The organism is Pseudomonas sp. GW821-FHT01A09 (assembly GCF_058986725.1).
Genome location: NZ_JBYSWB010000017.1, coordinates 48,807 through 62,487, shown reverse-complemented (window position 1 = coordinate 62,487; position 13,681 = coordinate 48,807). Strand labels below are relative to the sequence as shown.

The window sequence follows — 13,681 nt, the reverse complement described above, 5'->3', positions numbered from 1 at the left end:
ACAAGATCCCTGCCCATGACCTTCAGCAATCTCCCCGCCGACAGTTGGCTCAATACCTCCGTCCACCACGCTTGGCTGAAAGTCGAAGCCCAGCGCCTGCTCGCGTTCGCCCATGCGGCGCAGATGCCTGGCGGCTTTGGCGCGCTCGATCGCTACGGCAAGCTGGCCGAAGACGCCCGCGCCGATACGCTGCACACGGCGCGCATGGTTCATTGTTTCTCCATCGCCCACCGTCAGGGCGTCGAAGGCGCCGCTGCGCTGGTGGATCACGGTGTCGCGGCACTGCGCGGCGCGCTGCGCGATGCGGTCTTCGGAGGCTGGTTCGGCTGCCCGGACGCTGCCGATGGCGACACCGACAAACCCGCCTACCGGCATGCCTTCGTCGCCCTGGCCGCCAGTTCGGCGTACGTTGCCGGTCGGCCTGAGGCCAAGGCCTTGCTGGACGACGCAGTGGGCATCGTGGAGCGCTATTTCTGGCGGGAAGACGAAGGCGCCTTGTGCGAGAGTTTTTCCCGGGACTGGCAGCACACCGAGGCCTACCGCGGCGGCAACAGCAACATGCACGGCACCGAGGCGTTTCTCGCCCTGGCCGATGCCTTGCAGGCGCCGGTGTGGCTCGATCGAGCGTTGCGTATCAGCGAACGGATCATCCACCAGCACGCACGCGCGCACCACGACATGCCGGTAGAGCATTTCGACGCGCACTGGCAACCCCTGCTCGACTACAACCAGGACAAGCCCGACGACCTGTTCCGCCCCTTCGGCCAGACGCCCGGGCATGCCTACGAATGGGCGCGGCTGCTGCTGCATCTCGAGGCCGCACGGCAAGCCGCCGGGCTGTCGACCCCAGAGTGGCTACTGACCGATGCGCGGCGCCTGTTCGCAGCCGCCACACGCCATGGCTGGGAGGTAGATGGTGAACCCGGTATCGTCTATACCCTCGACTGGCACCAGCGACCGGTGGTGGCCGACCGCCTGCACTGGACCCTCGCCGAAGCCGTCGCCGCGGCCGGCGCACTGCTGCAGCGTACCGGCGAGTTCGAATACGAGCAGTGGTATCGCTGCTTCTGGGATTACATCGACACCTGGCTGATCGATCGCCAGCACGGCAGCTGGCATCACCAACTGGGCGCCGACAATCAGCCCAGCCATAGCATCTGGCCAGGCAAACCGGACCTTTATCACGCCTATCAGGCCACGCTGCTGCCACTCCTGGCGCTGCACCCGAGCCTGGCCAGCGCCGCGTTCTGACCCTTGGTCGTCTTTAGCGATGGTTGAGCGCCAACCATCGCTTTCATTGACCCGCGTAGGAAAATCTTCACATTGCAGGGCTAGGCTTGGGGTCCCACTCAAAGGGTCCATCCGATGAATACCTCCGCAGAACACCTACACCGCGCCGTAGAAGCGCGTCCTCGTCTCGATCATCCCATGGGTAAACGCAGCATCCTGTTGTTCTGCGGCCTGCTGATCCTGGGCATGGTCATCACCGCCTACGGCATTTTCAGCGATGTCGATCAGGCTGGCAGCGTCGCCACCACCTGGATGCCCTATGGCCTGCTGGGGCTAGCGCTGTTGATCGCCTTGGGCTTCGAGTTCGTCAACGGTTTCCATGACACCGCCAACGCGGTCGCCACGGTCATCTATACCCATTCGCTGCCGGCCAACGTCGCAGTCGTCTGGTCCGGGTTCTGCAACTTTGCCGGGGTATTGTTCTCCAGTGGTGCGGTAGCGTTTGGCATCATCGCTCTGCTGCCCATCGACATGATCCTGCAGGTGGGCTCCAGCAACGGTTTCGCGATGATCTTCGCCCTGTTGATCGCCGCCATCATCTGGAACCTGGGCACCTGGTGGTTCGGGCTGCCGGCGTCCTCGTCCCATACCCTGATCGGCTCGATCCTGGGCGTCGGTATCTGCAGCGCCCTGATCAATGGCCGCCCCGGTACCGAAGGCGTGGACTGGACCCAAGTCACCAAGGTCGGCTACACCCTGCTGCTCTCACCCTTGGTCGGCTTTGTCTGTGCCGCGCTGCTGCTGATGTTCATGCGTATTTTGATCAAGCAGCGCGAGCTGTACCGTGCGCCAGTCGGCAATTCGCCACCACCGGCATGGATCCGTGGCCTGCTGATCCTGACCTGCAGCGGCGTATCCTTCGCCCACGGCTCCAACGACGGCCAGAAGGGCATGGGCCTGATCATGCTGATTCTGGTGGGCACCCTGCCCATGGCTTACGCCTTGAACCGCGCCGTCCCCTCGACCCAGACCACGCAGTTCGTCGCGGTCGCGCAGGTCACACACGATGGCCTGGTGCAAGCCGTCCCTGGCCCTGCGCCTGCCGACTCGCGCGCTGTGTTGCTGGAATTCGTGCGCAGCCATCAGAACAGCCCGCAGGTGGTTCCGGCACTGGCCGACGTCACCGGCAAGATCGCCGACGAAGTACAGAACTACGGCACGCTGGACCGGGTCCCCGCCCAGGCCATGACCAACGTGCGCAACGACATGTTCCTGACTTCCGAAACCATTCGCCTGGTCAACCAGCAGCATCTGGCCACGCTCAGCGCCCAGACGCAGACCAACCTCAACGAGTTCAAGCGTCAGATCGATGAAGCCACCCGATTCATCCCGTCGTGGGTGAAGATTGCCGTGGCCATTGCCCTGGGGCTGGGCACCTTGGTGGGCTGGCGGCGTATCGTGGTGACCGTCGGCGAGCGCATCGGCAAGACCCACCTCACCTACGCCCAGGGCGCGAGTGCCGAACTGGTGGCCATGGCGACCATCGGCGCCGCGGACATGTTCGGCATGCCGGTCTCCACCACCCACGTACTTTCCTCCGGCGTCGCCGGCACCATGGCCGCCAATGGCAGCGGCCTGCAGTGGGCGACGGTACGCAATCTGCTGATGGCCTGGGTGTTCACGCTGCCTGCGGCGATGCTGCTGTCGGCCGGCTTGTATGCCTTGTTTCACGCCATCTTCTAAGTGGCCGTAGGGCGAGGGGCAACCCCCTAGCCGCTCCGGGAAAAAAGCCCTGCGATGCCTGAGGGATTGTCTACGCTTTGAGAAGAATAATGGCGTAGACACGCGTTCGAGGGCATCCATGAAATCCATAAAAGAAATGCTCCACTGGTCCGCTTTCAGCGGTTATGTGCAGGCTGCCGATGTTTACGCCAAGGGCCGACCCGGCTATCCGCCCCAGGTCGACAAGTGGTTGAAGGAGGTCATCAAGGTCGGCCAAAACACCGTGGTGCTGGATCTGGGTGCCGGTACCGGCAAGTTCACCCAGCACCTGCTCGACCTCGAGGCCAAGGTCATCGCCGTGGAACCGGTGCAGGCGTTGCTCGACAGGTTCAAGAAGAATTTCCCCCAGGTGCCCGCCTATCTGGCGGCCGCTGAAGAGCTACCGGCAGAGTTGCACGATCACTCGATAGATGTGGTGGTCTGCGCTCACGCCTTTCACTGGTTCGCCAACAACGACGCCATGGCGCAGATCCATAGGGTGCTCAAGCCCGGCGGGCGCCTGGTGATGCTGTGGAATCTGCGCGATACCCGCGAGCCATGGGTCGCCGAGGTGGCGGGATTGGTGAGCGAGGTGGCGAGTGACAACCCGCGGTACTACAGCCAGGAATGGCGCAAGGTCTTCCCGTACGGCAAGTTTGCGCCGCTGCACGAGGAGCATTTCGCCCACTTGCACACCGGCGCGCCCGAGGATGTGATCGTCAACAGGGTCAAGTCGATCAGCTTTATCGCCTCCAAGCCCCAGGCCGAGCGGGACGAAATCCTGGCCAAGGTGCGTGGCGTGATCGCCGATCATGTGGACCTCAAGGGCAAGGAGCAGGTCTCGGTGCCCTACGATACGGCGGCGTTCTATACGGTGAAGATCCTTCCCTGACGTGCTGCGCTGCCTGATCCGGCCTCTTCGCGAGCAAGCTCTGCTCCCACACAGGGCAAGCTCTGCCCCCATACAGACTGTCTGAGCAAGCTCTGCCCGCACACAGTCTGTGGGAGTGAACTCTGCCCCTGCACAGGCTGTTCGAGCAATTCCTGCCCCCACGCTGTCTGTGGGAGCCGGGCTTGCCCGCGAAGACATCCTCGCAGACGCCATCGCCGCCCCAGGCATGCGATCAAGCCGAAGGCAAAGCGTTACCGCCGATAGAGGTATCCGGCGAAACACGCGGCTCCGGTGGCTTGACCAGTTCACGCGCGACGCTCAGCACCACCACCGCCGCGATCAGATCGAACGCCGCCAGCACCACGAACAGCGGGCTATAACCGACCTTGGTCACCAGCACGCCGAACACCATGGTGAACGCCGCCGCCCCTAGATAGCCGAACATCCCGCCCATACCGGTAGCGGTGGCTACTTCATTCTTGCCGAACGAGTCTGAAGTGATGGAATACAACGCTCCGGACAACGTCTGGTGCGCAAAGCCACCGATGCACAGCAACGCAATGGCTGTATAAGGGCTGTCCACCAGACCGATGCAGGCCGGGCCGATCATGCACGAGCAACCGAACAGCATCACCAGCTTGCGAGACGTGAACAGCGACACCTTCAGGTAGCGGTGGAAGAACGGGCTCAGGTAACCACCCAAAACACAGCCGATATCCGCAGCCAGGAACGGCAGCCAGGCGAACATGGCGATTTCCTTGATGTTCATGTGCCGCTCGGTCATCAGGTACAGCGGGATCCAGGCGTTGAATGTCTGCCAGGCCGGCTCGGAAAGAATCCGCGCGGAGGCGATGGCGTAGAAGTTGCGCGAGGTGATGATCTTTTTCCAGCTGCCTTTTTGCTGGGGCACATCCTTGAAGTGCGCCTCCTGGCCGGAGAGGATGTACTCGCGCTCATTGTCACTGAGGGCTTTTTGATCCCGTGGATGCTTGTACAGCACGGCCCACAAGCCGGTCCAGAGGATACCCAGGCCGCCTACCACCAGAAACGCCAACTCCCAGCCACTGTGCAGAATGGCCCAGACCACCAGCGGCGGCGCCAGCAGCGCACCGAAGGAGGAGCCGATGTTGAACCAGCCGATCGCAACCGAACGCTCCTTGGCCGGGAACCACTCGGTGGTTGCCTTGACCCCGGCAGGCAGACCTGCGGCCTCGGTCAACCCCAACAGCCCGCGCAGGAACGCCAGGCTCTGCCAGCCCGTGGCCATGGCCGCGCCAGCGCAGGCCACCGACCAGGCCAGGGCGAAAATGGCAAAACCCATCTTGGTGCCGATGGCGTCGATGATGTAGCCCGCCACCGGTTGCATCAGCGCGTAGCAGACCTGCCACGCGACCACGATCTGGGCGTATTGCGCGGTAGAAATGCTCAAGTCGGTCATCAAGGTCGGTGCGGCCACCGACAGGGTATTGCGGGCCAGATAGTTGACCACCAGGCCGGCCGTGACCAACCCGACCATCCACCAGCGGATGCCTTTGATTTTCATCGTTTCACCTGAATTTGTTGTTGGAATGTGAAGGCTGGGGCCGGTACGACAGACGTCGCCCTCCCCCATGACGGCTGTGCTCAGCCGACGGGTGCAGGCAGAAACGACGGGCTGCCGAAGACCTCGGCTGACGATCGGGTATCGAGAATACGTGTACGGCACAGCCGACGAGGGAGGTTCATCATGGCGGTCTACTCGGGTTTTATTGTTATGTGGCGACGCCGTTGGGGAAACAGGTCGTCGTACCACTGCGCTATTTATAGCTAGTTGTTTCTAGATATGTCAAACGAAAAAGTTGCACCTGTCATGATGACTGACGGGTTCTGCAAATGACTTAAATCGGCGATGTACCCTAGTCAATATCGGAATTAAAGGACCTTATCGTCAGCGCTGGCGACAGCGTCGCAAATCACAGACATCGGATCTTGTACGACAACATGACAGCTGACAGAATGTCCGCAACCTGAGCTAGGCTTAGCCTTTGCAGTGCCTTCCAATAACAATTCGGGATTTTCTTCATGAGCAGCAGCCCTACCCCCTTCAATCGCCTTCTGTTGACCGGTGCCGCTGGTGGCCTGGGCAAGGTTCTGCGCGAACGCCTCAAGCCCTACGCCAAGGTGCTGCGGCTGTCCGACATCGCCGAAATGCCTGCAGCCACCTCGGAGCATGAAGAAGTCGTGCGTTGCGACCTTGCCGACAAGCAGGCGGTCGACCGGTTGGTCGAAGGTGTCGATGCGATCCTGCACTTCGGCGGGGTGTCCACCGAGCATTCGTTCGAGACCATCCTCGGCGCCAATATCTGCGGCACTTTCCACATCTACGAGGCGGCTCGCCGCCATGGCGTCAAGCGGGTGATCTTCGCCAGCTCCAATCACGTGATCGGCTTTCACCAGCAGACCGAGACCCTGGACGCCCATTGCTTGCGCCGCCCGGACAGCTATTACGGACTGTCGAAGTCATATGGCGAGGACCTGGCGAGTTTCTATTTCGACCGTTACGGCATCGAGACCGTCAGCGTGCGCATCGGCTCCTCCTTCCCGGAACCGCAAAACGTGCGGATGCTCGCCACCTGGTTCAGCTATGACGATCTGGTGCAGTTGATGGAGCGCTCGCTGTATGCCACCGATGTAGGGCATACGGTGGTTTATGGCGTCTCGGACAACGCCGCCGGCTGGTGGGACAACCGCTATGCCGCACACCTGGGCTACGCGCCGAAGGACAGCTCCGAGCCGTTTCGCGAGAAGGTCGAGGCCTTGCCGCCGCTGCCGGCCAATGATCCGCAGCGCATCTATCAGGGCGGTGCGTTCGCGGCGATGGGGCCTTTCGAGGACCAATAGCGTTCAGCGATACCCGCGCGCCTGCAGATCGAACAGTTGCGCATAGCGCCCGCCAGCCGCCATCAGGCTGGCGTGGTCGCCGCGCTCCAGCACCCGTCCCTGGTCCAGCACGACGATATGGTCGGCGTTGCGCACGCTGGAAAACCGGTGGCTGATCAGCAGCGTCATGCGCCCGCGCGCGTACTCGCGAAAGTGTTCGAATACCGCCGCTTCGGCACTGGCATCCAATGCCGCAGTAGGTTCGTCGAGAATCAGGATATCGGCCTCGCGGCGCATGTAGGCCCGTGACAGGGCGATCTTCTGCCACTGCCCGCCCGACAGCTCCTGGCCACCGGCGAACCAGCGCCCCAACTGCGTGCCGTATCCCTGCGCCAGCCCCTCGATGAAGGGCGCGGCCATGCCCTGCTCCGCCGCGTCCTGCCAGCGCTGACGATCATCGAATGCCCGCACATCGCCCACGCCGAGGTTCTCGCCGACCGAGAACTGATAACGGATGTAATCCTGAAAGATCACCCCGATACGTTCACGCAGCGCGGTTTCGTTCCAGCTTTGCAGGTCGCTGCCGTCCAGCAGAATGCGGCCCTGCTCGGGCTGATACAGGCGGGTGATGAGCTTGATCAGGGTGGTCTTGCCCGAGCCGTTTTCGCCCACCAGCGCCACGCTGCGCCCAGGCGCCAGATGCAGGTCGATGCCCTCCAGCGTCATGCGCTCGGCACCGGGATAACGAAACCCCACACCCTCGAGGCGCAGGCCGTCACCGGGCTTGATCCCCACCGTGAGGCTGCCGCCCACCGCGGTCACCGGTTGCGCCAGGTACTCATGCAGGTCGGCCAGGTACAGGCCATCCTCGTACAAGCCGCTGATCGCGCTCAGGCTGCTGCTCACCGCGCCTTGCCCCTGCTTGAACAGCACCAGGTACATGGTCATCTGCCCCAGGCTGATATGCCCTCCCACCGTGTCGATCACCACCCAGGCATAGGCCAGATAAAACGCCGCAGTACCCAACAATCCCAGGGCGAAACCCCAGCTGTCGCGGCGCAAGGTCAGGCGTCTGTCCTCAGCGTACAGGCGCCCATAGGCGTCACGGTAACGCTGCAATAACAGCGGCGCGAAGCCGAACAATTTGACCTCCTTGATATGCGCCTCTTGCGACAGCAGCGCTTCTATGTAGCTTTGGCGGCGGCTTTCCGGGGCACGACGGGTGAACAATCGGAACGCATCGCCGGAGAAATGCGCCTCGGCGAAAAACACCGGCAGCGCGCCGATCAGCAATATCGCCAGTGCCCAGGGCGAAAAATGCACCAGCAAGACGGCGAAGCTGATCAGCTGGATCAGGTTCTGTACCAGTCCGAGGGACTTGGTCACCAGCGCCAGCGGCCGCGTCGAGGCCTCACGCCGGACCCGTACCAGCTTGTCGTAGAACTCGGAGTTCTCGAACTGCAACAACGAGAGGGTCTGGGCCTTTTCCAGGATCAGCAGATTGACCTTCTGCCCCAACTGCGCCCGCAGCAACGACTGCTGCACCGACAGCCCACGCTGCGCAGCGGCCAGCAAGGCCAGCACCCCGGCCTCCAGCAATACGTAGCGCAGCACCGGCCACAGCGGCGGCCCTTGGGGCGTGGCCGGCAAGGCCATGGAATGCACCACCGCATCGACGATGCGCTGCCCGACCCAGGCCGCTAGTGCCGGCAGCATGCCGGCCACCAGCGTGGCGATGATCAGGCCGATGAACAGCCCGCGCGACGTTTGCCATACCAGGCCCATGGCCCGCGCCGCCTGAACGAAGAATCCACTGAAACGTTGGAGCACTGGCATGCGACGATGAGCCTCGCGGTTATAAAGTTGTGTCAGGATATAATCAGCCCAATGATGGTCAGTTAACCCATGAAATTACAGAAAACTTTTCCTCTGCCTTTCTGGTTGCGGCGCTTGTTGCGCCCGCTGCTGGACCCTTATCGCCGCTATCGGCACGCGCGGTTCATTCATGCCGGGCGTATCGTCGTCAGCCTGCTGGCCAGTATCCTGCTGACCACCGGCCTCAACCTGCCCCATGGCGAATGGGCCTCGGTGACGCTGCTGATCGTCATTGGCGGCCTGCAGCACCACGGCAACATCGGCAAGAAATCCATCGAGCGCGCCTGGGGCACCCTGATCGGCGCCGGCCTGGGCCTGGCGCTGGTGGCCCAGCAAAACTACCTGGGCCTGCCGCTGCTGACCTATGTGCTGATGTGCCTGGCCTGCGGTTTTTTCGCCTACCACGCCATCGGCAAGGGCGGTTACACCGCGCTGCTGTCGGCGATCACCTTGTTCATCGTCGCCGGCCATGGCGACAACCCGATGTCCGATGGCCTGTGGCGTACGGTCGATATCCTCATCGGTATCGTCCTGGCGCTGGCGTTCTCCTTCGCCCTGCCGCTGTATGCGGTGTACTCGTGGCGCTACAACCTGGCCAGTGGCTTGCGTGATTGCGCGCAAGTGCACGCTCGGTTGATCAATGGCGAGCCAGTGAGCAGCGACGAGCTGGTCAAGCTGATGAATCGCCTCAACGCCACCATGCTGCAGTTGCGTTCGCTGATGCCGTCGGTGTCCAAGGAAGTGCGGGTGTCCATGACTCAGCTCGATGAAATCCAGCGCTTGTTCCGCATGTGCCTGAGCAGCCTCGAACTGCTCGGCAACCTGCGCCCCAACGTCAACGACGAAGGAGCCATGGCGGTATTGCGTGACAATTTGCAGGCCGAGCACCGCAAGATTCGCCATCAGTTCATTGCCATGGCGCGAGCGCTGCAGGCCGGCGCCATCGATCGACTGGAACGCCAGACCGACGCGCCACCCTTGATCGCGGTGCCCGCCGAGTGGGTCGGCTATCAGATGATGACCGTGCAGCTCTCCCACACCCTGGACGCCATGCAGGACAAACTCGCCCGCACGGCGCGGCGCTGGAAGATCTGAGGCTATTACTCCAGCCCCAGGCGTTGATGCCAGTCGGCGATCGACTCCTTGGGGTACTGCTCGAACTGCTGGTCCTTGGGCCCGGCCTGCACCTCGACCCAAGGCGCCTTGGAATCAAGCAGCAGATGGGTATGCTCAGGTGGCACCGGGAGCGGCGTATCGATGGCGCTGGCGAAGGGGTGAATCAACTCCGGCCACTGCGGGCTGAACAGCCATAGCGCGCTGCCGCACAAGTGGCAGAAGTGCCGCTCGGCGCTGCTGGCGTGACTGCGCTGCTCGCCCTTCTCGCGCATCTTGGCGTGATAGATGCTGATATTCTTGCGGCCCTGGACCTTCATGCTCTTCGCATCGCCGCCCAGGTTGATGGCATAGCCGCCACCGCCTTGGGTCTTGCGGCAGATCGAGCAGTAGCAGCGTTGGTAGGGATACGGATGGGCGCTGTCGAGGCTGAAGGTGACGGCGCCGCAGTGGCAAGATCCTTCCAGGTGCATGGTGAGGCTCCCGATCGGTGAGTGTTGAGGATAGACCCCTGCATCGCGCCGACGGTTTCCTCGGATTTCTCCAGGCTACGGCCGCAGATAGCGACCGCTGCAGGCCACCGCCAGCAGCAAGGGGATCAACACGCCCAAGGCCAACGGCAGATCGGTGACGTGGGCCATGAAGCCGATCGCCGCCGGCCCCATCAGAATTCCGGCATAGCCCAGCGAAGTCAGCGCCGGAATCGCCGCGCTCTGGGGCATGCGCGTCTGCCGGCCGATGGCGGTGTACAGCACCGGCACGATGTTGGAGCAGCCGGCGCCCACCAGGGCATAGCCCAGCAGCGCCGCCGGCCAGGCCGGTACCCAGAGGGAAATGGCGATCCCGGCGGCTGCGCAGACGCCGCCGACTATGGTCACCCGCGCGCCGCCCAGGCGATTGACGATGGCATCGCCGGTCAACCGGCCCACCGTCATGGTGGTGGCGAACGCGACGTAGCCGAGGCCCGCGTAGCTGGGGTCCATGTGCCGCGCAGACACCAGGAACACCGCGCTCCAGTCCAGCATCGCGCCTTCGGTGAGAAACACGATAAAACACAGCACGCTGAGCAACAGCACGATGCCGCGGGGCACGGCGAACAGCGGCCCGTCGCTCTCGCTGCCGAACGGCAGCAAACTCGGCGCCGCCCGGTGCAGCGCCAGCAACAGAATCGCGACCACCACCAGCACCGCGATCAGCGGCGTCAGCCCGGCGCTGAGCAACGCCGTTATGCCCGCCGCGCCCATGATGCCGCCCAGACTGAACAACCCGTGAAAGCCCGACATCATCGCCCGCGCACTGGCCTTCTCGACGATGATAGCCTGGATATTGATCGCGCAATCGAGCATGCCCAACGCCGCGCCGAACAACAGCACCGAGGCGATCAACGCCGGCAGGCTGGCAACGCTCGCCAGCAGCGGCAACATCAGGCACATCAATAACCCCGCTGCGCTGATGACCCGGCGGCATCCCAACCGCGCCGTCAAGTAGCCGGCCAACGGCATGGCAAGGATCGAGCCGCCGCCCAGACACAGCAGCACCAAGCCCAGGGTCCCGTCGTCGATGCCGACGCGCTGCTTGGCCAACGGCACCAAGGGCGCCCAACTGGCCATGGAAAACCCGGCAACGAAAAACGCCACGCGGGTGGAAAACTGCTCGCGTTTGCCGGGCAAGGCCCGTGACAGGGAGGTGGTGGAAGACATCGGTCAGCCTTGACAACGGTGACGCGCTGAGGCGCCACGATGGAAAAAAGTGCACTCGGGGTGCAAAAAACAACCAGCGCTGGGCAAGCTTATGCCGTTGTTCATGAACAGTTGGCGAACTTGCGCGCGTCATGACGATCTGTCACCTAGGTAACGACCACAAAGGCCCTCCCCGTGTTCAGTCTGAAACCTACCCTCGCCGCGTTGGCAATGCTCCTCTTCAGTACTCATCTATTGGCTGCCGCTCCGGCCGCCGCCACCACTACCGCACCTGCCACGCCGGCCACCAGCAACACCGCCCAACCCGACGATGACAAATCCGCACTGGTCCAGGGCGGTCTGCTCGGTGCCATCACCACGGGTTTGGATACCGTGCAGGATCAGCTATCGATCGACAACAACGTGCTGGATGCCTGGCGCTTGCGCACCGATCGCGCTGCCGATGAAGTCGATACCCTGATCAGCACGCATTCGAACCGCTCCGTGACCAGCCTGTTGCTGGACTTCGTGATCCTCACGCTGAGCTGGATAGCCACCTTCGTGGTGCTGTCCGGCATCGGCCGCTGGTTGCGCCAGCGAGCGGCCGCCTCGAAGTTTTTCGGCACCCGCACGCGCTTGCTCGGACTGCTGGGCTATCTGCTGTGCTGGACCCTGCCGGCCATGGCCAGCTTGCCGGTAACCCTGGCGGTGAGTCACCAGCTGGACCTGTCGGTGACCCGCGCCCTGGCCTTGTGCCTGGCCTACTCCACCACCAGCGGGATCTTCTCCACCACGCTGATCCTGTGCGTCATCACCCTGTTCGATATCGGCCACAAGCACCGTGCCGTACAGCTGTTGCGCAGGTACACGCCCATGCGGCTGTTTGCCATTGGTTTTCTCGCAGCGCTGAGCGATGCGTTCGACAGCCCGCAGATCGCCCATCAGTTTGGCGGCAACCTGGCCAGCAGCCTGGCGGTGTTCACCGGCCTGATCGCGACCTTGATGTTCGCCGCGCTGGTGATTCACGTGCGCCGTCCGGTGGCCCATCTGATTCGCAATCGCCCTTACAGGCAGCGCCGTGACCACCGCGCGATTCAGGAAACCCTGCGGATCTTTTCGGGCCTGTGGTATTGGCCGATCCTGCTGATGATCCTCGTGTCGCTGGTGCATCTGGTCGGTGCCCAGGAGAACAGTCAGGCCACGCTGCAACGCGCCTTGATGACCACCGTGCTGCTGGTCAGCGCGGTGTTCGCCAGTACCCTGATGCATCATTTGTTCAGGCCCCACGAACACACCGCTGCCGAGCAGATCCGCCCTTACCGCGAACTGCTGCGCAGCTTGCTGCATGCGCTGTCGCGGATCTTCATTGCCGTGGCGTTCATCGAAATGCTCGGGCGCATCTGGGGCGTTTCCGTGCTAGCGTTCGCCGCCAACAACAGCTTCGGCCGCGCGGTCAGCAATTCGCTGAGCAGCATCGGCCTGATCCTGCTGGTGACCTGGCTGCTGTGGGTGGTGATCGACACCGCCATCCAGGAGGCGCTTAAGCCTGCCGTGGGCAAGCGCAGCACGCGCCAGCCCAGTACGCGGGTCAAGACCATTCTGCCGATGTTGCGCAACGCGGTGAAAATCGTTCTGGTGGTCATCTGCACCATCACCACCATGGCCAACCTGGGTATCAACGTCGCCCCGTTGCTGGCCGGTGCCGGGGTGGTCGGCCTGGCGATCGGCTTCGGTTCGCAGCAACTGGTGCAGGACGTGATCACCGGGCTGTTCATTCTGATCGAGGACACCATCGCCATCGGCGACTGGGTGGTACTCGACTCCGGTCATGCCGGCACCGTCGAAAGCCTGACCATCCGCACCCTGCGCCTGCGTGACGGCAAGGGCTTCGTGCATTCGGTACCGTTCGGCCAGATCAAGGCTGTCACCAACCAGTCGCGGCAGTTCGCCTATGCGTTCTTCTCGGTGCAGGTCAGCTATGACAGCGATATCGACGAAGCCCTGCAGATCATTCGCGACGTCGGTCAGCAGATCAGCGACGACCTGCTGCTCAAGAACAACCTGCAGGGGCCATTGCAGGTGTTCGGGGTCGACAAGATGGACCTCAACGGCATCACCCTCACCGCCCAGTTCCGCACCATTTCCGGCGGGCAGTACGGGGTCAGCCGCTCGTTCAACGAACGCTTGAAGAAGTCCGTGGACCAGACCGACAAGGTCAATTTCGCCCAGTACTACCCTGGAGCACTGGCCTTGCCGGCACCGAGCTGAGTCA

Annotated in this window: 10 protein-coding genes; 6 read left to right on the top strand and 4 right to left on the bottom strand. The window is 63.0% G+C overall.

Translation table 11 applies throughout. The annotated features are described in order from the left end of the window. The first annotated feature begins 15 nt into the window (after nt 1–15). The 3 genes from AC3WJP_RS19110 to AC3WJP_RS19100 all read left to right on the top strand — a co-directional run bounded on the left by AC3WJP_RS19110 (nt 16) and on the right by AC3WJP_RS19100 (nt 3,883). Nucleotides 16–1,251 carry a D-mannose isomerase gene (locus AC3WJP_RS19110; RefSeq protein WP_493722256.1) on the top strand — a complete coding sequence of 412 codons (1,236 nt, stop codon included), beginning with the start codon at nt 16–18 and terminating at the stop codon, nt 1,249–1,251. 177 nt (nt 1,252–1,428) lie between these two features. Next, the gene (locus AC3WJP_RS19105) at nt 1,429–2,973 is read left to right on the top strand and encodes an inorganic phosphate transporter (RefSeq protein WP_493722316.1); all 1,545 of its coding nucleotides are present in this window, start codon (nt 1,429–1,431) and stop codon (nt 2,971–2,973) included. A 118-nt stretch (nt 2,974–3,091) separates the two neighbouring features. Next, on the top strand, nt 3,092–3,883 hold the full coding sequence (locus tag AC3WJP_RS19100; RefSeq protein ID WP_493722255.1) for a class I SAM-dependent methyltransferase: 792 nt from the start codon (nt 3,092–3,094) through the stop codon (nt 3,881–3,883). Nucleotides 3,884–4,115: 232 nt separating this feature from the next. Here the strand turns inward: AC3WJP_RS19100 and AC3WJP_RS19095 are convergent, their stop codons facing one another. After that, entirely contained in the window at nt 4,116–5,426 is a 1,311-nt protein-coding gene (locus tag AC3WJP_RS19095) for an MFS transporter (protein ID WP_493722254.1), read from the bottom strand. Between the two features lie 518 nt (nt 5,427–5,944). Between AC3WJP_RS19095 and AC3WJP_RS19090 the strand changes: the two genes are divergently transcribed. Continuing rightward, nucleotides 5,945–6,763: an NAD-dependent epimerase/dehydratase family protein gene (locus AC3WJP_RS19090; RefSeq protein ID WP_493722253.1), complete on the top strand. Its 819-nt coding sequence runs from the start codon at nt 5,945–5,947 to the stop codon at nt 6,761–6,763. Nucleotides 6,764–6,766: 3 nt separating this feature from the next. Here AC3WJP_RS19090 and AC3WJP_RS19085 read toward each other — a convergent pair whose 3' ends face one another. Continuing rightward, complete coding sequence (locus AC3WJP_RS19085) at nt 6,767–8,578, bottom strand: ABC transporter ATP-binding protein (RefSeq protein WP_493722252.1); 1,812 nt, start codon at nt 8,576–8,578, stop codon at nt 6,767–6,769. A 69-nt stretch (nt 8,579–8,647) separates the two neighbouring features. On the opposite strand from AC3WJP_RS19085, the gene AC3WJP_RS19080 reads away from it, so the two are divergent. Next, a complete protein-coding gene (locus AC3WJP_RS19080) occupies nt 8,648–9,712 on the top strand; it encodes an FUSC family protein (RefSeq protein WP_493722251.1) in 1,065 nt (354 codons plus the stop codon). A gap of 5 nt (nt 9,713–9,717) precedes the next feature. Here AC3WJP_RS19080 and AC3WJP_RS19075 read toward each other — a convergent pair whose 3' ends face one another. Together AC3WJP_RS19075 and AC3WJP_RS19070 are read right to left on the bottom strand one after the other, a co-directional pair. Then, a complete protein-coding gene (locus AC3WJP_RS19075) occupies nt 9,718–10,203 on the bottom strand; it encodes a GFA family protein (RefSeq protein WP_493722250.1) in 486 nt (161 codons plus the stop codon). Between the two features lie 75 nt (nt 10,204–10,278). Then, nucleotides 10,279–11,430, bottom strand: coding sequence for an MFS transporter (locus AC3WJP_RS19070; RefSeq protein ID WP_493722249.1), 1,152 nt, complete (start codon nt 11,428–11,430; stop codon nt 10,279–10,281). 174 nt (nt 11,431–11,604) lie between these two features. Here AC3WJP_RS19070 and AC3WJP_RS19065 point away from each other — a divergent pair, with 174 nt between their 5' ends. Next, nucleotides 11,605–13,677, top strand: coding sequence for a mechanosensitive ion channel family protein (locus tag AC3WJP_RS19065; RefSeq protein WP_493722248.1), 2,073 nt, complete (start codon nt 11,605–11,607; stop codon nt 13,675–13,677). Nucleotides 13,678–13,681 lie beyond the last annotated feature (4 nt).

Coding starts and splice junctions, on each gene's coding strand:
- AC3WJP_RS19095 (WP_493722254.1), bottom strand. CDS start 5,426: ATGAAAATCAAAGGCATCCGCTGGTGGATGGTCGGGTTGGTCACGGCC.
- AC3WJP_RS19100 (WP_493722255.1), top strand. CDS start 3,092: ATGAAATCCATAAAAGAAATGCTCCACTGGTCCGCTTTCAGCGGTTAT.
- AC3WJP_RS19070 (WP_493722249.1), bottom strand. CDS start 11,430: ATGTCTTCCACCACCTCCCTGTCACGGGCCTTGCCCGGCAAACGCGAG.
- AC3WJP_RS19110 (WP_493722256.1), top strand. CDS start 16: ATGACCTTCAGCAATCTCCCCGCCGACAGTTGGCTCAATACCTCCGTC.
- AC3WJP_RS19080 (WP_493722251.1), top strand. CDS start 8,648: ATGAAATTACAGAAAACTTTTCCTCTGCCTTTCTGGTTGCGGCGCTTG.
- AC3WJP_RS19075 (WP_493722250.1), bottom strand. CDS start 10,203: ATGCACCTGGAAGGATCTTGCCACTGCGGCGCCGTCACCTTCAGCCTC.
- AC3WJP_RS19105 (WP_493722316.1), top strand. CDS start 1,429: ATGGGTAAACGCAGCATCCTGTTGTTCTGCGGCCTGCTGATCCTGGGC.
- AC3WJP_RS19085 (WP_493722252.1), bottom strand. CDS start 8,578: ATGCCAGTGCTCCAACGTTTCAGTGGATTCTTCGTTCAGGCGGCGCGG.
- AC3WJP_RS19090 (WP_493722253.1), top strand. CDS start 5,945: ATGAGCAGCAGCCCTACCCCCTTCAATCGCCTTCTGTTGACCGGTGCC.